The organism is Vibrio sp. ArtGut-C1, assembly GCF_002105475.1.
In the GTDB taxonomy this organism is placed as follows: Bacteria; Pseudomonadota; Gammaproteobacteria; order Enterobacterales; family Vibrionaceae; genus Vibrio; species Vibrio diabolicus.
The window spans coordinates 156,993-176,539 of record NZ_NCTH01000001.1 but is presented as its reverse complement, the minus strand read 5'-3'; the positions used below and the strand labels follow the sequence as shown (position 1 = coordinate 176,539).

The 19,547-nt window shown below is 45.9% G+C and carries 13 protein-coding genes; 7 read left to right on the top strand and 6 right to left on the bottom strand.

From position 1 onward, the window contains the following. Positions 1–69: 69 nt before the first annotated feature. On the bottom strand, positions 70–2,250 hold the full coding sequence (malQ, locus tag B7360_RS00715; RefSeq protein ID WP_005396760.1) for a 4-alpha-glucanotransferase: 2,181 nt from the start codon (positions 2,248–2,250) through the stop codon (positions 70–72). Between the two features lie 117 nt (positions 2,251–2,367). After that, positions 2,368–4,821 (bottom strand): glycogen/starch/alpha-glucan phosphorylase, encoded by a 2,454-nt coding sequence (locus B7360_RS00710; protein ID WP_085342503.1) that lies wholly within the window; start codon positions 4,819–4,821, stop codon positions 2,368–2,370. A 734-nt stretch (positions 4,822–5,555) separates the two neighbouring features. On the opposite strand from B7360_RS00710, the gene malT reads away from it, so the two are divergent. The 7 genes from malT to sstT all read left to right on the top strand — a co-directional run bounded on the left by malT (position 5,556) and on the right by sstT (position 14,288). Continuing rightward, the gene (gene malT / locus B7360_RS00700) at positions 5,556–8,264 is read left to right on the top strand and encodes an HTH-type transcriptional regulator MalT (protein WP_005396763.1); all 2,709 of its coding nucleotides are present in this window, start codon (positions 5,556–5,558) and stop codon (positions 8,262–8,264) included. Positions 8,265–8,844: 580 nt separating this feature from the next. After that, entirely contained in the window at positions 8,845–9,762 is a 918-nt protein-coding gene (locus B7360_RS00695) for a DUF368 domain-containing protein (RefSeq protein WP_041853110.1), read from the top strand. 251 nt (positions 9,763–10,013) lie between these two features. Next, on the top strand, positions 10,014–10,439 hold the full coding sequence (locus B7360_RS00690) for a hypothetical protein (protein WP_047009646.1): 426 nt from the start codon (positions 10,014–10,016) through the stop codon (positions 10,437–10,439). Positions 10,440–10,448: 9 nt separating this feature from the next. After that, positions 10,449–11,063 (top strand): SCO family protein, encoded by a 615-nt coding sequence (locus B7360_RS00685; protein ID WP_006740812.1) that lies wholly within the window; start codon positions 10,449–10,451, stop codon positions 11,061–11,063. After that, the gene (locus tag B7360_RS00680) at positions 11,053–11,361 is read left to right on the top strand and encodes a PTS transporter subunit EIIB (RefSeq protein WP_085342501.1); all 309 of its coding nucleotides are present in this window, start codon (positions 11,053–11,055) and stop codon (positions 11,359–11,361) included. The genes B7360_RS00685 and B7360_RS00680 overlap by 11 nt, the downstream gene beginning before the upstream one ends. A 275-nt stretch (positions 11,362–11,636) precedes the next feature. Further along, complete coding sequence (gene rsgA, locus B7360_RS00675) at positions 11,637–12,713, top strand: ribosome small subunit-dependent GTPase A (protein ID WP_085342500.1); 1,077 nt, start codon at positions 11,637–11,639, stop codon at positions 12,711–12,713. A gap of 357 nt (positions 12,714–13,070) precedes the next feature. Next, positions 13,071–14,288, top strand: coding sequence for a serine/threonine transporter SstT (gene sstT / locus B7360_RS00670; protein WP_005396770.1), 1,218 nt, complete (start codon positions 13,071–13,073; stop codon positions 14,286–14,288). 72 nt (positions 14,289–14,360) lie between these two features. On the opposite strand, the gene pdxY is transcribed toward sstT, so the two are convergent. From pdxY to speF, 4 genes are all read right to left on the bottom strand, one after another. After that, complete coding sequence (pdxY, locus tag B7360_RS00665) at positions 14,361–15,230, bottom strand: pyridoxal kinase PdxY (RefSeq protein WP_085342499.1); 870 nt, start codon at positions 15,228–15,230, stop codon at positions 14,361–14,363. 101 nt (positions 15,231–15,331) lie between these two features. Continuing rightward, positions 15,332–15,520, bottom strand: coding sequence for an AbrB/MazE/SpoVT family DNA-binding domain-containing protein (locus B7360_RS00660; RefSeq protein WP_005396772.1), 189 nt, complete (start codon positions 15,518–15,520; stop codon positions 15,332–15,334). Positions 15,521–15,667: 147 nt separating this feature from the next. Continuing rightward, a complete protein-coding gene (gene potE, locus B7360_RS00655; RefSeq protein ID WP_085342498.1) occupies positions 15,668–16,978 on the bottom strand; it encodes a putrescine-ornithine antiporter in 1,311 nt (436 codons plus the stop codon). A 61-nt stretch (positions 16,979–17,039) separates the two neighbouring features. Then, on the bottom strand, positions 17,040–19,220 hold the full coding sequence (gene speF / locus B7360_RS00650; protein ID WP_031780582.1) for an ornithine decarboxylase SpeF: 2,181 nt from the start codon (positions 19,218–19,220) through the stop codon (positions 17,040–17,042). Between the last annotated feature and the right edge of the window lie 327 nt (positions 19,221–19,547).

Genomic DNA, 19,547 nt, shown 5'->3' with positions numbered 1-19,547 from the left:
CGGAACTTTCGTACCTCTGAGCTAACAAAATTGGTAATCCGCTCATTCATCTACGTCACTCTACGCATCTTATTTACTCGCCTGTGCGCGAACTTCAGTGAGGCGTTTAGAAATGCGATTCACATCTTCACGGCTGAAGATTTCATCTAGGTTCATCGACAGCTTACGACGCCAGTTTGGATACTCATCCACCGTGCCAGGAATGTTGACCGGTTGATCCATTTCTAGCCAGTCTTCAAGCTGAACGCTAAGCAATGCAGAGTCACCCGCTGCTACGTGCAGTTGCAGCGCTTCGCTTAGGTACGAGTCCATCGGTACGTACTGAGCATCATGACCAATGCCTTCTGGCAAATAGCCGTGCCAACGAACGCTGTCTAAGATGCCTTGCTTGCACTTCAAGCGATCAGCAAATAATCCTTCCAACTGTTTTTCATCTGGATAAAGGCCAATCTCACGACCCATTTTCAAATCATCGCAGTGCCAGAAACCACGCAGGGTTGGCATGTCATGCGTACACAGTGCCGCCATCGATTGCTCTGCGTAGTGCTTCGGAGAAATGAACCCACCGTCTTCTTTCGAAGTTTCGAAGAAGAACACTTTGTATGAGTGCACACCTGCATCGCGTAGGATATCGACGATTTCATCTGGCACAGTACCTAAGTCTTCACCAATCACAGAGCACTGATGACGGTGCGACTCAAGCGCTAGGATTGCGAGCATGTCTTCCACTGGGTAGTACAGATACGCACCTTCTGTCGCCTTCTCACCTTTTGGAATCCACCATAAACGAAGTAGACCAAGTACGTGGTCGATACGCAATGCACCACAGTGCTTCATGTTGGCACGTAACAACTTGATGTATGCGTCGTAGCCAGTCGCTTCTAAAACTTGAGGGTTAAGCGGTGGCAGACCCCAGTTTTGACCCAGAGGACCAAGTACATCCGGCGGCGCACCGATGCTGGCGTCCAACACTAAGTTACCGTCGTCGGCCCAAGTTTCACTGCCTGAGTCGGCAACACCGACAGCAAGGTCACGGTACAAGCCCACAGCCATGCCTTTTTCTTCTGCCAGTGACTGCGCTTCTTTGATTTGATCGTCTGCGATCCACTGTAGGTACATGTACAAGTGAACGCGGTCTTGGTTGTCTTTGATGTATTTCTGAGTACCGGCTGCGTCGAATGTGCGGTATTTCTCAGGGAATACAGGCCAACCCCACATGTTTGAATCTTCTGCGTGTAAATCCGCATGAAGCGCATCGAATGCAGCTTGGTGTAACAAGCTGTCGCCACCTTTTTCTACAAAGTCCAAGAATGCACGAGCGCGGTCGGTGTTTTTGTCTAAATGGCGAGCTTTAAACTCACTAAACAGCAGCGGAAGAACGCTCATTTTCAGTTGCGAAACTTCTGTGTAGTTCACCCAATGAGAGTCACGTGCTTTTTGTAGACGCTGTTGAAACTCTGCACTGCCAACACGTTGCTGAGCTTCAGCACTCAGTGCGAATTCAGGTACAGAACTTACGTCGATGTACATGATATTCAACCAACGACGAGAAGACGGGCTGTATGGGCTCGCGCCTTCTGGGTTCGCTGGGAACAGTGAGTGAATCGGGTTCAAACCAATGAAGTCACCGCCACGAGAAGCGATATCGCTCACCAACTGTTTTAGGTCACCAAAATCACCGATACCCCAGTTGTGCTGAGTACGCAGTGTGTAAAGCTGGATACTAGGACCCCATAGCTTTTTATGTTGGTTTAGATCGTCTTGTTTGAAACACGCTTTCGGCGTGATGATCAATGACATCTCGTAAGGCGTTTTACGACGCTTACGGCTGACAATCAATTTGTGATAACCCCAAGCCAAGTTCTTTGGCAATGCAAACACTAGAGGGCCACCCTCAGCACGCTCATCACGAACAATTTGGGACTGAAGATAGCCTTCAAGTACCTCTCCTTGTTCTGTTTCTAAACGCCAGCTGAATTCACTCTCACGAGCACTCGTACCTAGGTTTAGTTCCACTTCGACTGGTTCGCCGTCGCGTAAAACAAGAACAGGGGCTAGTACGTCTTTTTTATGTTTCTTTTCAGCAGAAGCCAATAGTTTTTCATCGCTGCTAGTATCGTAGCCAAGCGAAGCGAGCAAGCGGCGTAGCGTCTCCTCAGACACTTTTGCCTCATCTCCCCAAGCACTGACATAGCTATCAGCCAATCTCGCCATTTCCGCGACTTTCTTTAATGCTGTTTGTTCTTTCATCGCTTTCTCCGAAGGTAATACCAACACCTTCCATGTAGGGTTTTATTGTTATCAATAACTTCTTTTGGAAAATGACCAAAGGTAGCGCTTGGCTACCTTGGTCTTAACTCTGTTCTATTAACGGTGAACCGCTTTTAGTTTCCAGATGTTGTTCACATAGTCGCGAATTGAGCGATCTGAGGTGAACTTGCCGACAAGGGCGGTATTAAGAATGGCTTTCTTCGCCCAGCCAGCTTGGTCTTTGTATTGTTCGCTCATGTCTTCGTGCGCTTTCACGTAAGATGCGAAGTCCGCAAGACATAAGTACGGGTCACCACCATCTAGTAGGCTGTCGTACGTTGCACGCAGTAAGCCTGGTTGACCTGGAGTGAATTCTTCACCCAGTAGTAGGTCCATAGACGCTTTGAGTAGATGATCCGCATTGTAGTAATCAAATGGGTTGTAACCTTGAGATTTCAGCGCTTTCACACCTTCAACGTCTAGACCGAAGATGTAGATGTTCTCATCGCCTACTTCTTCACGAATCTCAACGTTAGCACCATCCATCGTACCGATCGTTAGGGCACCGTTAAGCGCCATCTTCATGTTACCAGTACCTGATGCTTCTTTACCCGCAAGTGAAATTTGTTGTGATACGTCCGCCGCAGGAATAATAATTTCAGCCATGCTCACGCGGTAATCAGGAATGAAGACCACTTTCAGCTTGTTGCCGATGCGAGGGTCGCTGTTCACTTTCTCAGCAATTTTGTTAATAGCGAAAATGATTTCTTTCGCTAGGTGGTAACCCGGTGCCGCTTTCGCTGCGAAGAACACAACGCGAGGCACACATTCGAAGCCTGGTTCGTTAATAATGCGATGGTACAGAGACAGTACGTGTAGAAGGTCTAAGTGCTGACGCTTGTACTCGTGCAGACGCTTGATTTGAACATCGAAGATCGCATTAGTATCGAGTTCGATACCCATGTTATCTTTCACCCAGTTAGCTAGGCGTTCTTTGTTCTCTTTCTTCACTGCCATGAATTCTTTCTGGAATTTCTCGTCAGTGGCGTACTTAGCGATGCCTTCTAGTTGCTCTAGTTTCGCTGGCCATTCTGGACCGACTTTCTCTGTGATTAGCTTAGAAAGACCTGGGTTACAGAACTTCAACCAACGACGTGGCGTAATACCGTTCGTTACGTTGTGTAGACGTGTTGGGTACATTTCGTGGAACTCTGGGAATAGGTCTTTCTTAACCAATTCAGAGTGAAGTGCCGCTACACCGTTTACTGCGTAAGAGCCAATTACACATAGGTTTGCCATGCGAACCATGCGGTGGAAACCTTCTTCGATGATAGAAAGCTTCTGTTGTTTTGCGACATCACCCGGCCACATTGCACGTACGTCTTGTAGGAAGCGGTGGTTGATCTCGTAAATGATCTCCATGTGACGTGGTAGTAGGTGCTGAATTAGCGACTCCGGCCATGTCTCTAGTGCTTCTGGAAGTAGCGTGTGGTTTGTGTACGCGAAGGTTTGAGAGCTGATTTCCCAAGCCGCTTCCCAAGTTAGACCTTTTTCGTCCATCAGGATGCGCATTAGCTCAGGAATCGCAATCGTTGGGTGCGTATCGTTAAGCTGGATAGTCTCTTGCTTCGGTAGATCCGCTAGCGAGTAGCCAGCTGCTTCGTGGCGACGTAGGATGTCACGTACAGACGCAGCTGAGTGGAAGTACTGTTGCATTAGACGAAGTGTTTTACCTTTCTCGTGGTTGTCATTCGGGTAAAGCACTTTAGTGATGTTGCCTGCGTCGATCAGTGCGTGCTGCGCTTCGAAGTAGTCACCGTTGTTAAAACTTGCTAGCGAGAACGGTGCAATTGCCTGACATTCCCAAAGACGTAGCGGGTAAACCGTGTCTGATTCGTAACCTACGATTGGTAGATCCCAAGGCATTGCTCTTACAGACATGCCAGGAACCCATTTGCGAACTTCTTTACCGTTCTCGTTAACCACTTCAACGTGACCGTAGAAACCGATCTCTTGTGCAAGTTCTGGACGAGCAATTTCCCAAGGGTAGCCTTCTACACCACGCCATGCGTCAGGTGCTTCTTGCTGGCGACCATCTTTGAAAGACTGTTTGAACAAACCGTATTCGTAGTGCAAGCCGTAACCGACGGTTGGGAATTCTTGTGCCGCACATGAATCCATGAAACATGCCGCTAGACGACCAAGACCACCGTTACCCAATGATGGGTCACGTTCTTCTTCTAGCAGGTCAGTTAGGTTGTAACCCAGTTCAGCCATTGCTTCTGTTACTTGTTCGTACAGACCCATGCTGATTAGGTTGTTACCCGTCAAACGACCGATAAGGAACTCTAGCGAAAGGTAGTTAACGCTCTTCGCACTTTTAATGCGTGGATCTTCTTCAGTAGCAAGCAAATCTAAAGTAGTGAACTCAGCCAGTGCATGACCCATTGCTAGGTACCAAGCGCGGCTGTCTGCGTTTTCAATCGTGTGAGCGTAAGTTACAGATAGGTGTTTCTTTACGCTTTCTTGGAACGACTTCTTGTCAAATTGTTTTTGTTGAGTAGGTTTCATTACGAAATTCTCACGTCTTTTGGTAATTCATCTGCCATACATCCTGCATTTACCTCTGTGAATAAACATCCTCCTAATTCTCCTCCTTTGAAGGAGGAGGGCTGAGGGCGTAGAGGGGGTACCATTGCTAGGTTAGTGATCCAAATCTCAACAAAGTGAGCTTTGCTCCAGTTCTTAGTGATTTTGATCACAATGGAATATGAGAAAGGTTAAAACCCGTTCATGACGCTTTTTATAGCCCACTCATCTGATGATGTGAAAATTGTAATATTGGTCACATTAACTTGGTTAACATGGAAAGATTTTTCATAATCGATGTGCAACGAGATCTTAATACGTTCGACACAAAAGATATTTAAGTGACAAGAATCACAAATAAAGGGCGTAGTTGATGGTAAATCCATCAACCCTTGAGAATTAGGAAGTGGATCAAAGTAACGGACATTTCTGATGTCGTAACATCCCACACGGCTCACAGGATTGTACGCTTTTTATACAAACTAGAATTAGGCGGTGTGAGTTATTTCTAGTTTTCGCTAGCTTTTATATCTAAGTGACCGTATGGAATGGTTTTTCAGACGGATGCAAGCCCCAACAAGAGGCGACATCAACCGGCATTCAAGCAGTTTTTGATGCCGGTGAAATCATTCAGTAAGACGAAGCTTTCGAGGGGCCTTACTGAAATGATCACGTCGCAATCACTTGGGTATACATAAATAAGGACATAATTACTAATGTGGATTCCATCTAAGCTTACTCGACCAGGACGCCTGCACAATGCCATCGTGCGCCCACGAGTGTTGGACTTACTACAGCAAGCGCCTTACTACAAATTGGTTTTATTCCGCTCCCCAGCAGGTTACGGAAAAACCACCATGGCAGCGCAGTGGCTATCCGATAAACCAAACGTCGGTTGGTACAGCATTGATGACAGCGATAACGACGGCTTTCGTTTTGTGAACTACCTGCTTCAAGCATTAAACAAAGCCACCAACTTCAGTTGCTCTAACGCACAAAAACTGGCGGAAAAACGCCAAATCTCTTCTCTACGTTCTTTATTCAGCGAAGTGTTCGCGGAAATGGCTGATTTTCATCAAGAGTGCTACGTGGTGCTAGATGACTATCACTTGATCACCAACGATGAAATTCATGAATCCATGCGTTTCTTCTTAAAACACATGCCAGACAACCTCACCGTTGTGGTAACAAGTCGTGCAGCGCCGCCTCTGGGTACTGCAAACTTACGTGTTCGTGATTTAATGATCGAAATCGGCAACGAGATGTTGGCGTTCGATACCGAAGAAACGACTCGTTTCTTTAATCAGCGTATTGCCGATGGCATCGACGAAGACATGGCAAACAGCCTCAGAACCTATGTGGAAGGTTGGCCATCGGCGATGCAGTTGATCGCGTTGCAAGCGCAACATCAAAACCGTACATTGGCGCAAACCGTAGAGTCGGTATCTCAGTTCAATCACGCGCATTTGTGGGATTACCTGGTCGAAGAAGTATTTGACCTACTCGATCACGAAACTCGTCATTTCTTGATGCAAGTTTCCGTGCTTGACCACTTCAATGATGAGTTGGTGTTTGCCCTCACCCAACGCGAAGATGCGCTTGGTTTGATCGAATCATTAAACCGCTACGGCTTATTCATCTACCCACTCGAAGGGGAGCAAAACTGGTTCCGATTCCATAACTTATTTGGCGAGTTTTTGTCTCATGAGCGCCAAGCGCGTATTCCTCAGCAAGAAAAAGATCTCCACCGCAATGCAGCTGTTGCCTGGTTACAACAAAAAGCACCGCACCAAGCGATTCACCATGCACAAAAGTCGAACGATAAAGACTTGGTGGTAGAAATTCTAAACGAATTCGGCTGGAAGATGTTTAACCAAGGCGAGCTCAGCACACTGGAAAGCTCAATTAATAAGTTGGATGCTGAGCTTCTGTTCAGCCACCCAAAACTTACGATGCTCCGAGCTTGGTTGGCTCAAAGTCAGCACCGTTATAACCAAGTAGGCCACCTGCTTGAAGAAGCGGAAGAAGAGCATAAAAAGCGTAACATTGAGTTAGATATTCATTATCAAGGTCAAGCAAACGCGCTGCTTGCTCAAGTGGCTATCAACAGCAACCAGCCAGAGAAAGCACTCGAATTAGCGGAGCTAGCACTTAGCCAACTTGATAACACGATTTACCGTAGCCGCATTGTGGCAACTTCGGTTGTTGGCGAAGTTAACCACGTGCTAGGTAAACTCGACCGCGCGTTACCGATGATGCAACAAACCGAGAAACTGGCTCGTCAGTACCAAGTTTACCACCAAGCGTTATGGGCGATTTTACAACAAAGCGAGATTTTGATTGCGCAAGGTTACGTACAAGCCGCCTTTGAGCTGCAAGATTCCGCATTCCGTTTGATTGAAGATCAGCAACTTCAACATGTTCCTCTGCACGAGTTTTTGCTGCGTATTCGAGCGCAAGTGCTTTGGTGCTGGAACCGACTTGATGAAGCAGAAGAATGTGCCTACCGAGGTCTACAAATTCTCGAAAACCATTCGCCAAGTAAGCACTTACACAGCTACTCGATGCTGGCGCGTATTGCGGTTGGCCGTGGCGAGCTAGACAAAGCCGGTAAATTCATTGAGCACATTCAACATTTGATGAAGCAGTCGACTTACCACGTAGATTGGACAGCAAACGCCTCACTATCGTTGATCCTGTTTTGGCAAGCGCGCGGGAATACCGATGCAATGCAAGAATGGCTCAACACTGCAGTTCGTCCTGAATCGGCATGCAACCACTTTTCACAATTGCAATGGCGTAACATTGCACGCGCACACATCAACTTAGGTCAATATACCGAAGCGCGCGCAGCATTAGATTTCCTCCAAAGTGAAGCTCGTCGAACCAACCTGATCACAGATACTAATCGCAACTTAGTGGTCGAAGCGGTGTTTGCTGCTCGTCAAAAAGACGAAGAGCAAGCAAAAGCTTTGCTAAAAGAAGCGTTAGTGATGACAAACCAGACGGGGATGGTAGGTAATTTCCTCATTGATGGCGCCACCATTGGCGGGCTACTGGAGAAGTTAAGCCTCCGCCATGAGTTAGGCGATCTAGAACGTCACCGCGCTCAACAATTGATGAAGGATATTTCCTCCAATCAGCGCAGCCGCTCTATTCACTTTGATGAAGACTTCATTGAGAAGCTGGTAAACCACCCTAACGTACCGGAACTGGTTCGCACAAGCCCACTGACTCAACGTGAGTGGCAGGTGCTTGGTTTGATTTATTCTGGTTTCAGTAATGAGCAAATCGCGCAAGAGCTTGATGTGGCAGGCACCACGATTAAAACCCACATTCGCAACTTGTACCAAAAGCTCAATATCGCCAATCGTAAAGAGGCCATTGTGACAGCTGAAAATTTACTCCAGTTGATGGGGTACTGATCAGCTCAAGAAAACAGATTAAAACCTAAAGTGAAATACAAGGGGTTGGCGTGATGCGTCAGCCCTTTTTTATGAGTCTAGAACGAGGGAAGTGCAATTTGCAAAGCACGTAAGTAACGTTGTTCATATAAAAAAATAGCCAACCGCAATAATCGCGATTGGCTTATATTTAGTGTGAACAAATTGTATTCACTAACAACGTCAGTTGGCTAGGTGACCCTCGGCTTAAGAAGGGTCGAGCAGTATTATGCATTAATCATGCCAAAATGCAAAGACTTATTTTTGGGCACAGGATCTCATATAAAGTGAATTTGTCTATATAAAATATAGCAAAACGCAAATCCAATTATCAAATTGCATTTGCATAATGCAACAGGCGTAGCCATTGATAGTACAGTTAATCATCTCAATAATGTAAACCAAATATTAAGATATCGTTGTATTTGAATCACCTCATAACCTGTAACAAAAATAAGCAATTGCTTGGATATAAAACCCAGTAGCTACAGCACTATTTCATACTTTTTTCGTCGCAATGTTTGTATACTCTGTGCCATCGAAACGACTTAGCATTAGAGCAATGAACTACTTAATTACTTTCTTCAAAGGAATCGCCATGGGCGCAGCAGATGTTGTTCCTGGCGTATCAGGCGGCACCATCGCGTTTATCACCGGCATTTACGATACACTGCTTGAGAGCATTCGACGCATTAACCCATCACTTTTCTCTATTTGGCGAAAAAAAGGGGTTAAAGCCGCCTTTAATCACATCAACGGTTTCTTCCTTATCGCTCTGTTTGCCGGTATTTTCACCAGCATTGCTACGCTAGCAAAGTTGATCACTTGGCTTCTTGACACACACCCCATCCCACTTTGGTCATTTTTCTTTGGTCTGATTTTGGTATCGGTCTATCACATTATTCGTCAGGTTGAACAACGTGATCTTATCCGCTTTGTGACTCTACTTGTTGGTGTCGGGTTTGCTTACAGCATCACCGTGCTTAAACCTTTACACATGGAACCAACGGCCATTAACACATTGTTCGCTGGTGCTATCGCGATTTGCGCGATGATCTTACCGGGCATCTCTGGCAGTTTTATCTTGTTATTGATTGGGATGTATGCGCCAGTATTAGCCGCCGTGAAAGGCTTCCAAGTCGATACATTAGCGCTGTTTTTGTCAGGTTGTGTGATTGGTTTGCTGTCCTTTTCGCATCTATTGTCGTGGTTACTACGCAAGTTCCGCGATTTCACTCTGATGTTTTTGACAGGCTTAATGATTGGTACGTTACCAAAGATTTGGCCTTGGAAAGAAACCATTACTTGGCGCACCAATTCAAAGGGTGAGCAAGTGCCCTTGCTACAGCACAACCTATCACCATTTGAATTTGAACACGTAACATCACAACCTTCTCAGTTAGTGCTTGCCGTTGTGATGATGCTTGCTGCCATTGCGCTGGTTTTGAGTCTCGAAAAATTTGCAGATTCAGACAAGTAACTGCGGTATCAAATCAATACGGAATCAACAAACAAGAACGGAGCCAATTGGCTCCGTTTTTGTTTATTGGCTAAGAGAAAATCATCGCAATTGAAAATCTTTATGGGCTTGATTCAACAGCCCCTAAGCCGCGCGGTTATTTTGCTCTCTGTCATCGAGGCACAACGCACAATTTATCTAGGCCACGAGTTGGCTAATGACGCTTCTGTGCTACGATGCAGGTAATGTTAAGTGATAAATGCTGAACCTTAATGAAAGTGTTACAAATCGCCGCTGTTTCAGCCGCACTGGTTGCGGGATTTTATGCCCCGACTTTACTAAAAAGCTTTTCTTCATCCACTCCGATCAAACCGATAGATGAGTATTGCTTTCTCTCTACTGCCTCGTGCGTTCAAGAGAATGTTACGATGACGCTCAACGCAGATACTGCTCAACCCTTGGTCCCTACTACTCTGAATGTTGAGTGGCGCACAAGCGATGCTGAGCAACTCGTCCTAAGCCTTTCAGGAAGAGAAATGGAGATGGGAGAACCCAAGTTTTTACTGAAGCAAGTCGCTCCCGGTCGATATCAAGGTGACATCATCCTGCCGGTTTGCACTCAAGACGCCATGACCTGGGTTGGTGAACTCAGTGATGGAGAGAATACCGTTTACCCTGCTATAAAAATGCAAAGATAAGGAATCGTTATGAGCCGCAATTGGTCCCTATTTCTCGTAGTTGCTTTCGCCCTCGGGTTTGGCGTAAAAAGCTATTTAGATAATCAGAAAACGAAGCCAGAGCAAGTGGATAGTTCCACCTCTCAACAAACGGTATTGTTTGGGGAAAATAACCAAGCCGTCAATATCTTCGATGTGAATGACCCTCGCATTCGAGTCGTCTATTTTGGCTTTACTCGCTGCCCAGATGTTTGCCCAACTTCGCTTGCTATGCTAGCAGGAGCCCTAAATCAGATCGATGAAGCGCAAAAAGCGCAACTGCGCCCAATGTTCATTTCTTTAGATCCAGAGCGTGATGAGGCCGATGCCTCGGCGAAATATGCCCATTACTTCCATCCAATGATTGAAGGCCTATCGGCACCTCTTGATGTAACCACACCTTTGGCACACAACTATGGTGTTATTTTCCGCAAAACCGAATTGGAAGGCTCGGAGCTCAAATACACGCTTGATCACAGCTCTTACTTTTACTTCTTGAAGCCGGATGGCACGTTAATCACCAAGGTACCGCATACACTCTCGCCGGCACCGATTGTTGAAGCCATTTCAAAACTGACGACTGAAGGCTCCTCAAATGACAGTTAAGTCAGTGCTGAAACAGTTTTTCAGTTTCCTAACTCAAACCAACCCCAATGTCGAACAAGACGTCGATACGATCATTGACGCCATTGGGGGGATAGAAAACCTGCTAGAAACCGGAGCATGCACGACTCGGCTGCGTCTTACCCTCAGAACGACGTCCATCATAGATAAAAATGCACTCAAAAATCATGGCGCACATGGCATCGTGATATTGGATGAGCGTCATGTCCAAATCATATACGGCTTAAAAGCCAACACGTATTCGCAGATTATGGAAGAGCGCATCAACAAACAAAGCTAATATTTTCGCAGTATAGCTACCCTCTAAGAAAAAGGGCGGCTATACTCTCTTGGCTTAATTAATTCACTTATTTATTAACCAACGAAGAGGACACATGATGATTGTATTGAATAACACTAACTGGGCATCGCAAGGGTAACCCTAACCGCACCAATTGCGTGGCATAGCCACAACTCCCCTTCTCTGCCCGGTCTTAACCGGGGTCAACTCTATCCGAATTAGACCCTAATGCGATTTGTATTAAGGCGCTTTTTTGCGTCTGGGATAATTCAACAATGAATCAAACACATACTTTTTGTGACACATTAATTTCAACTTCAAACCCACTAAAACGATTGGGTTGGAAACCATTTTTTCAGCAACAACTGACACTAGACGATTACGACGACACTATCTTTGCACGTGTGATTGCGCATCACCGAAGTGGTTACCTATTGGCGACAGAAACGGGGCAAGTCCACCTCAATGCCCACCACTCTCTACCCAATATGACCGTCGGAGACTGGGTTATCTTAAATGACGATCAGCAATTTGTTCGCTTACTGGATCGCTTGAGCCTCTTTAGCCGCAAAGCAGCAGGTAGCAAAGTGGCAGAGCAACTCATCGCCGCAAATGTGGATACCGTTTTTATCGTCTGTTCCCTTAACGACGACTTCAATTTAAGTCGTATTGAACGCTATCTCGCCTTGGCTCATGAAGCCGAAGTCGAACCCGTCATCGTGCTTTCCAAAGCCGATTTGTGTGGCAACATTGATGAACTAAAAAGCCAAGTACAGAAGCTCGATCCTCTATTAGTCATAGAGACAGTCAACGGCTTAGAAGCAGAGAGTGCTTCCAAACTCATGAGCTGGTGCGAAGAAGGACAAACCGTCGCTTTTATCGGTTCTTCAGGCGTTGGCAAATCAACTCTTGTGAATGCATTACTCGGGCAGCAAGAACAGGCGACCGGGCATATTCGTGAAGACGATAGTAAAGGGCGACATACAACCACATCGCGCTCTATCCATCTATTACCTGATGGCGGCATCTTGATTGATACTCCGGGAATGCGCGAGCTTCAACTAGCAGACTGCGAAGTGGGCGTCAGTGAGGCATTTTCTGACATTGAGGCTCTCGCTCAGCGTTGTCGCTTTGGTGATTGCCAGCATCAAACTGAGCCGGGTTGCGCAGTTCAAGCTGCGATTGAAAATGGCAAACTGGAGGTTCGTCGTTTCAATAACTATCAAAAACTATTGCGAGAACAAGCCTTTAACGGCGCGACTTTGGCAGAGCAACGAGCTCAAAGTCGACAGTTCGGGAAACTCACTCGAAATGCCATGAGTGATAAGCGCAGGCGCCAACAAAGTTATTGATTTGTTACGTTTGAGTTGTCAATAAAATCAAAGGAGACGAAAGTCTCCTTTTTAACAACTTTATTAAAAACCATTACTCATAACTAATGATAATTTTCAACATAAAAATCTTATTTAAATAACATTGAGCAAACATTTAATCCAAAAACAAACTAAAACTAGACACAAAATATTACCAAGCTAAGATATGTGATATTCAGCAAGAAAATGGCTGAATTTATAAAAACAGGATAATTGATAATCATGTGTCTTAGTGACCAGAAGCAATGCTCACCCCTTGCAATACAAGGGCATTATCGCCGTGTAATGATGGACTATTGCCCTGCTCGCTCTGCCATAAAATTGCAGGAATGATGTATGCAACACAACAGCCTCGTTGCCCGATTTGCTCGTGGTAACCTCGTCGTCCAGATCCTTGTCGGTATTGTCTTTGGTATTTTGCTCGCCACAATTTCCCCAAGCCATGCCGAAAGTGCAGGATTAATTGGTAGCCTTTTTGTTGGTGCTCTTAAAGCGATCGCGCCAATCCTTGTGTTTATTTTGGTTGCCGCTTCAATTGCGAACCAAAAGAAAAACCAGCACACGTACATGCGTCCAATCGTTGTACTGTACCTGATGGGTACGTTCTTCGCGGCACTATCAGCAGTGGTTCTAAGCTTCCTTTTCCCGACCAATTTAACGCTTGTCACCGGCGCTGAAGGGGCAACGCCGCCTCAAGGTATTGCTGAAATTCTACGCACACTGTTGTTTAAACTGGTCGACAACCCAGTAAATGCACTAGTAGAAGCAAACTACATCGGCATTCTTGCTTGGGGTGTGGGTCTGGGTCTTGCACTACACCACGCATCTGCAACAACGAAAGCCGTGTTTGAAGATCTCAGCCACAGCGTGTCTCACATTGTTCGCTTTATCATTCGTCTTGCACCATTTGGTATCTTTGGTCTGGTTGCTTCAACGTTCGCAACAACAGGCTTTAGCGCACTAGCAAGCTACGCACACCTTCTGGCGGTTCTTCTTGGCGCTATGATGATCATCGCACTCGTTGTAAACCCGGCGATCGTGTTCGTTAAAACTAAGCAAAACCCTTACCCACTTGTATTCCGTTGCCTACGTGAAAGTGGTGTAACCGCGTTCTTCACTCGTTCAAGTGCGGCGAATATCCCAGTAAACATGGCACTATGTGAGAAGCTAAAACTGGACGAAGATACGTACTCAGTATCTATCCCACTAGGTGCGACCATTAACATGGCTGGTGCTGCAATCACTATCACAACGCTAACGCTTGCAGCTGTGCACACTATGGGTATTGAAGTTGATCTACTGACTGCGCTACTGCTCAGTATTGTGGCTGCGGTTTCTGCATGTGGCGCATCAGGTGTTGCAGGTGGCTCGCTACTACTTATCCCACTTGCGTGTGGTCTGTTTGGTATCTCAAACGACGTAGCAATGCAGGTTGTAGCGGTTGGCTTCATCATCGGCGTGATTCAAGATTCTGCTGAAACTGCACTAAACAGTTCAACAGACGTTGTCTTCACAGCAGCAGTTTGTAAATCAGAACAGCAAAAAGCTCAGTAAGACTGACAGAACAAATAGAAAGGGGAGCCGATGATGGCTCCCCTTTTTTATATACTAATTATTTGCGCTCAATTACGCGGTGGCCAGAACCACCTCTTCAATTGAGAAATGCTTACTTGGCTCAACAAATTCTTGCTGTGCCGCGATAGTTTGCAGCTCCCACTCCCCTGCATGGTAAGTGGCGCTTAATACCCCGTAACACGCGTCATGGCAGTGTTGGAAAGCTTGTTTAGGAGACCAGCCCTTCAATAATCCAGCGGTGAAGATAGCCGAAATAAGATCGCCTACCCCCACAGGTTGTTTGGCAAACTCAAACTGAGGGCGCTTCGCTAAGTAAATGCCTTCTTGCGTTGCCAGTAACATGTTGAAGCTGCCATTCTCTAGGCAGTAAAGGTGCTTCACTAGCACTATTTTTGGACCTTTCGCTAGTGCACGTTGGCATGCCGTGATCGCATCGTCTAACGAGTGGATTTCCATCTCTGCAAATTGGCTTAGCTCGAACTGGTTAGGCACGATCACATCTGCCATTGGCATCAGACGGTTTAACAAGTTTTCTGCAATACCCGGCGCCACAATACAGCCTTTGTCTGGCGCGCCCATCACAGGGTCGCAAACATAAAGTGCGTTCGGGTTCGCTTGCTTCACCTTCGTCACGGTTTCTTCAACAGCAAGGCACTGCTCTGCGCTGCCTTGGTAGCCCGTCAACACCGCTTGGCACTTTTCCAATGCACCGATGTTACTAAGACCACGCACTAACTCGCTAATGTCTTCAGCCGCAAACGCTCGCCCAGTCCAACCTTCTTGATACTGCGTGTGGTTAGAAAATTGAACGGTATGAATCGGCCATACTTCGAAGCCCATGCGTTGCATTGGGAAAACGGCACTGCTGTTACCAGCATGACCAAAAGAAACATGAGATTGTATAGAGAGGATACCTTGCATAGTACCTTACCTCTTATTGTTGTTATCGATAGTTCAAAGACAGCGGCAAGCGCCAGTTTTGCGAAACCAGTAGTGTATCCGACAAACCAAGATTCTCTAACTCAATTCTCGTTAACTTCTTCAGAGTAAGTTGGAGCGCTGGTTTTCAACACCATCTTCTTGATTTCCATTTTGTCTTTATTCAGTGCGATTTCTAGGGTATCTCCTTCCCTTATCCCGAGTTGAGTCAGGATTACGCTTGGAATGACTACGGCGGTATCGTCACCGATTTTAACAGGTTGACTTATCATCTTTCGTCCTCCAAATGTCGAAAATGAGTTTTCACATCATTGGATATTTATTCCCAAGAGCCTTGTTCTGACTTGGGCTTGGCATAAGCGCCTAAAAACAAAGAGCCTTCCACACCGCGTTTGGGAAGGCTCTTTCATTATTATTTTTTAATTTGCTAAAGGCTCATGCTTGGCAGCAATCAGACCGTAAGCACTCCAACCTAGGAAGGTTACGATTGAGCCCCACATCATCGCTTCGTAGCCGGAACCATATAGCGCGTAGAAGCTGTATAGGGAACCAATCAGAGCGATAATGTTGGTGGTTTTCATCTCGCGCTCTGGCACGTGCGCCACTTGCTGCATGATGAAAATTGCGCCCATACATAGGATGTAAGGAATTACGTTCGTTACTACCGCTAGGTTAACCAGCGCTTCGAACTGCTCGTTCAGCGTTGGAGAAATAGTCATTAAAGACAGCACCGATTGGATAACCGTGATGGCCACCATACCTTTGATTGGCGTACCACGTTTGTCCACTTGAGAGAACAATTTAGGGAAGAAGCCCGCATCAGAAGATGATTTGAACACTGACGCGATAGTGAACTGCCAACCTAATAGAGAACCCGCACAAGCCAATACCGCCATACCAGCAACCGCTTTACCTGCTGCTGAGCCAAGCATCACAGACCATACGGTTGAGAATAGCGCGGTAGAAGCGGCAAGCTCAGAGTTTGCAACGATACCAGAACAGATGTTTGTCGATACAATGTAAACCACCGCAGCAATCAACGTACCGCCCAATACTGCGATTGGTACGTTCTTCTCTGGGTTTTCTACTGCTTCAGAGTTCGCACAAGCCGATTCAAGACCAAGAAACGCCCATAGTGTCATGGCAATAGAAGCGCTCACAGCTTCACCAAATGGTAGGTGGTGTGGGTTCCAAGCTTCTATGTACATGGTTGGGTTAAACCAGAACCAACCAACAATACCTAGCGAACATACCGGTAGGATCACACCCCATACCGTGAAGGTACCGATTTGACCTGTGATTTTCGCACCACCGAAGTTAGCGAAAGTACAAATCCAAAGAATGGCGATGGTATACAAACAGGTTTCGACCGGAGATAGGGTCACTTCAAAAAATGCGGAGCCGTAACCCACACAGGTAATCGCGATCGCAATATTCGCAATAAGGAGCGACAAACCGTAAGTCCAGCCCGCCATAAACGCACCCGATTTACCGAATGCGTAAGACGCGTAACCGTTCATACCGCCGTCACGTTTACTAAAGCGACCACATTTTGCAAACACATAAGCCAACGCCAAAGAGCCCGCTGCCGTGATCAGCCAAGACAACACAGAAATGGTGCCCACTTGCGCCAGTTTACTTGGCAGCATGATAATACCGGAGCCAGCCATATTGATGAACGTCAGAATGGTTAACTGCACCACCGACATTTTTTTAGTTTCAGTACTCATAAATTATTCTCCACGAATAAGCGGTTCGCACCGACGCCGGAGCGTGGTGCGAACGGGTAGATTAATCTTTTAGGACATAGCAATGTGCGGTAGTGCGACCGTCGACATCTTCAAGGTACACACCTTGAATTTCTGGCGCGAAGCCTGGGAATCGGTTGATGCCTTCTTCTAGAGATAAGAAGTAATCCACCACCTGTTGAGTCCAGATTTCACCAGTGATCACACAGATAATGCCTGGAGGGTAAGGTAGTGCACCTTCGGCGGCTACGCGGCCGACGGCCTCTTTAAGTGGTAAGTAATCGCATTCACCGCGGAAGTATTTGCGCGTTGCCACGTCCGGTTTGTGAACCATTTGTGGGAAGTATTCACTGCGGAACATCGCTTTTTGTAGCTGTTTCACGTTCAGCTCTTTGTACATGTCATGCATTTCCTGACATAGCTGACGGATGGTGTAACCACGGTAGCGCTCTTTGTTCGCTTCGTAGACGCCTGGTAGCACGATACTGAGAGGTGCATCATCACGAATGAATTTTTCGAATCGGTTGATTTGCGCGACAAGGTGACGGATCTTACCCATATCTTCGGCAGGAGTGAGTAGGAACAAGATGGAGTTCAAGTCACACTTCTCAGGGATGATGCCGTTTTCGCGAAGGAAGTTCGCCAATAGCGTTGCCGGAATACCGAAATCTGCGTAGCTGCCGTCTTCGGCAATGCCTGCCGTGGTTAGCAACAATTTACATGGGTCAACAAAGTATTGACCTTCACCATAACCTTCAAACTTGTGCCAGTTTGCATCTGGCTCGAACATGAAGAACTTCTTGTTGGTCGCGATCACATCAGTGTCATAACTGCCCCAAGGTTGACCTTCAATTTCATTTGGAATGAACGGACGAATTAACTCACAACTTTTGAGAATTTCTTTACGCGCTTCGATACCTGTCTTAACTGCGTCGCTCCATAAACGTAAGCCTGCTTCACCATCGTGGATCTTCGCGTTCACATCCAATGCAGCAAACAACGCATAGAAAGGAGATGTCGATGCGTGCATCATAAACGCGTTGTTAAAGCGTTTGTGATTGCAGTAACGAGCTTGGCCTTTGATATGGCGGTCTTTTTTGTGGATTTGCGACGTTTGAGAGAAACCAGCTTGTTGTTTGTGAACAGACTGAGTCACGATCACACCCGCATCTTCTGGTTTCAGATCCAGTAGCAGTGGCGAACAATCTTTCATCATAGGGATGAACTGCTCATAGCCTACCCATGCCGAGTCAAACAAGATGTAGTCACAAAGGTGGCCAATCTTATCCATGACGTAACGAGCGTTATAAATTGTACCGTCGTAAGTACCCAACTGGATGATGGCCAAGCGGAACGGACGTTCATCTCGTGCACGCTCTGGAGATACTTTCGCGATTTGAGCACGAATATACTCTTCATCGAAACAGTGCTCATCCATACCACCAATGAAGCCCCAAGGGTTACGCGCTGTTTCTAGATAAACTGGCATACCACCCGCTTGGATTAACGCGCCGTGGTGATTCGACTTGTGGTTATTGCGGTCGAACAATACCAAATCGCCTTCAGTTACTAGCGCGTTACACACCACTTTGTTTGAAGCAGAAGTACCGTTGAGTACGAAGTAAGTTTTGTCAGCGTTAAATACTTTTGCAGCGTGTGCTTGCGCTTGGTGTGCAGAACCTTCGTGGATCAGTAAGTCACCTAAGTCCACGTCCGCGTTACACAAGTCGCTACGGAATAGGTTTTCGCCAAAGAAATCGTAGAATTGTTTACCAGCAGGGTGTTTTTTGAAGAACTGACCACCTTGGTGCCCTGGACAGTCAAACGCCGAGTTACCCATCTCAACGTAGTGCGTTAATTGCTTGAAGAAAGGAGGGAGCAGACGACACTCATATTTAGTCACAGCTTCATTAATTTGACGGCAGTAGTAATCGATAGATTGTCTTTCTAAATCAATAACCCCCGTTAACCAAACGTAATCTTCTGCCGAAACTGGAGTTTCATCGGTCACTAAGAAAACAGGAATTCCGTACCCTGTTTCCGAAATCATTCTGTGCAGACCCGCTTTAATGTCTGCTGACGTAATAATAGCCGCACCAACGTCGGTTAATTCAACTTGTTCTAAAGGCAGTAAGTGACGATTAAATTGTTCATCTAAAGATTCAGCTAATAAGCTAAAGTCTTCAGGCATGTAATTACTAACACCTATAATTAAACGTTTCATTTGAAATATCTCTTTTTGTTCTTTAAAAATGACAAGGACAGATATTACAAACGAAATATTTATTTAAAATTCAAATTACAAATTTCGTGATTAAATTTTCATATTTAAAAGACTTATTTTATCGAATTAAAATTTAGAGACTTTCATCACTTTCCAGCTTCTATCTCAATGATATTGAAACGCACCTAAAAGGAAAGAACCTTCAATAATTATGTGACAACGCCCATTATTAAAAAGAAGGTTATTATAAGAAAATAAAGTTTTGAGATTTCCATCACTATATAATAAGTTAAATTATATTATTGCAGTTTAAAACACTCCACTTTT

Bases quoted from the DNA above. Each gene is read 5' to 3' on its own strand.
- malQ (WP_005396760.1), bottom strand. From the start codon at position 2,250: ATGAAAGAACAAACAGCATTAAAGAAAGTCGCGGAAATGGCGAGATTG.
- B7360_RS00710 (WP_085342503.1), bottom strand. From the start codon at position 4,821: ATGAAACCTACTCAACAAAAACAATTTGACAAGAAGTCGTTCCAAGAA.
- malT (WP_005396763.1), top strand. From the start codon at position 5,556: ATGTGGATTCCATCTAAGCTTACTCGACCAGGACGCCTGCACAATGCC.
- B7360_RS00695 (WP_041853110.1), top strand. From the start codon at position 8,845: ATGAACTACTTAATTACTTTCTTCAAAGGAATCGCCATGGGCGCAGCA.
- B7360_RS00690 (WP_047009646.1), top strand. From the start codon at position 10,014: ATGAAAGTGTTACAAATCGCCGCTGTTTCAGCCGCACTGGTTGCGGGA.
- B7360_RS00685 (WP_006740812.1), top strand. From the start codon at position 10,449: ATGAGCCGCAATTGGTCCCTATTTCTCGTAGTTGCTTTCGCCCTCGGG.
- B7360_RS00680 (WP_085342501.1), top strand. From the start codon at position 11,053: ATGACAGTTAAGTCAGTGCTGAAACAGTTTTTCAGTTTCCTAACTCAA.
- rsgA (WP_085342500.1), top strand. From the start codon at position 11,637: ATGAATCAAACACATACTTTTTGTGACACATTAATTTCAACTTCAAAC.
- sstT (WP_005396770.1), top strand. From the start codon at position 13,071: ATGCAACACAACAGCCTCGTTGCCCGATTTGCTCGTGGTAACCTCGTC.
- pdxY (WP_085342499.1), bottom strand. From the start codon at position 15,230: ATGCAAGGTATCCTCTCTATACAATCTCATGTTTCTTTTGGTCATGCT.
- B7360_RS00660 (WP_005396772.1), bottom strand. From the start codon at position 15,520: ATGATAAGTCAACCTGTTAAAATCGGTGACGATACCGCCGTAGTCATT.
- potE (WP_085342498.1), bottom strand. From the start codon at position 16,978: ATGAGTACTGAAACTAAAAAAATGTCGGTGGTGCAGTTAACCATTCTG.
- speF (WP_031780582.1), bottom strand. From the start codon at position 19,220: ATGAAACGTTTAATTATAGGTGTTAGTAATTACATGCCTGAAGACTTT.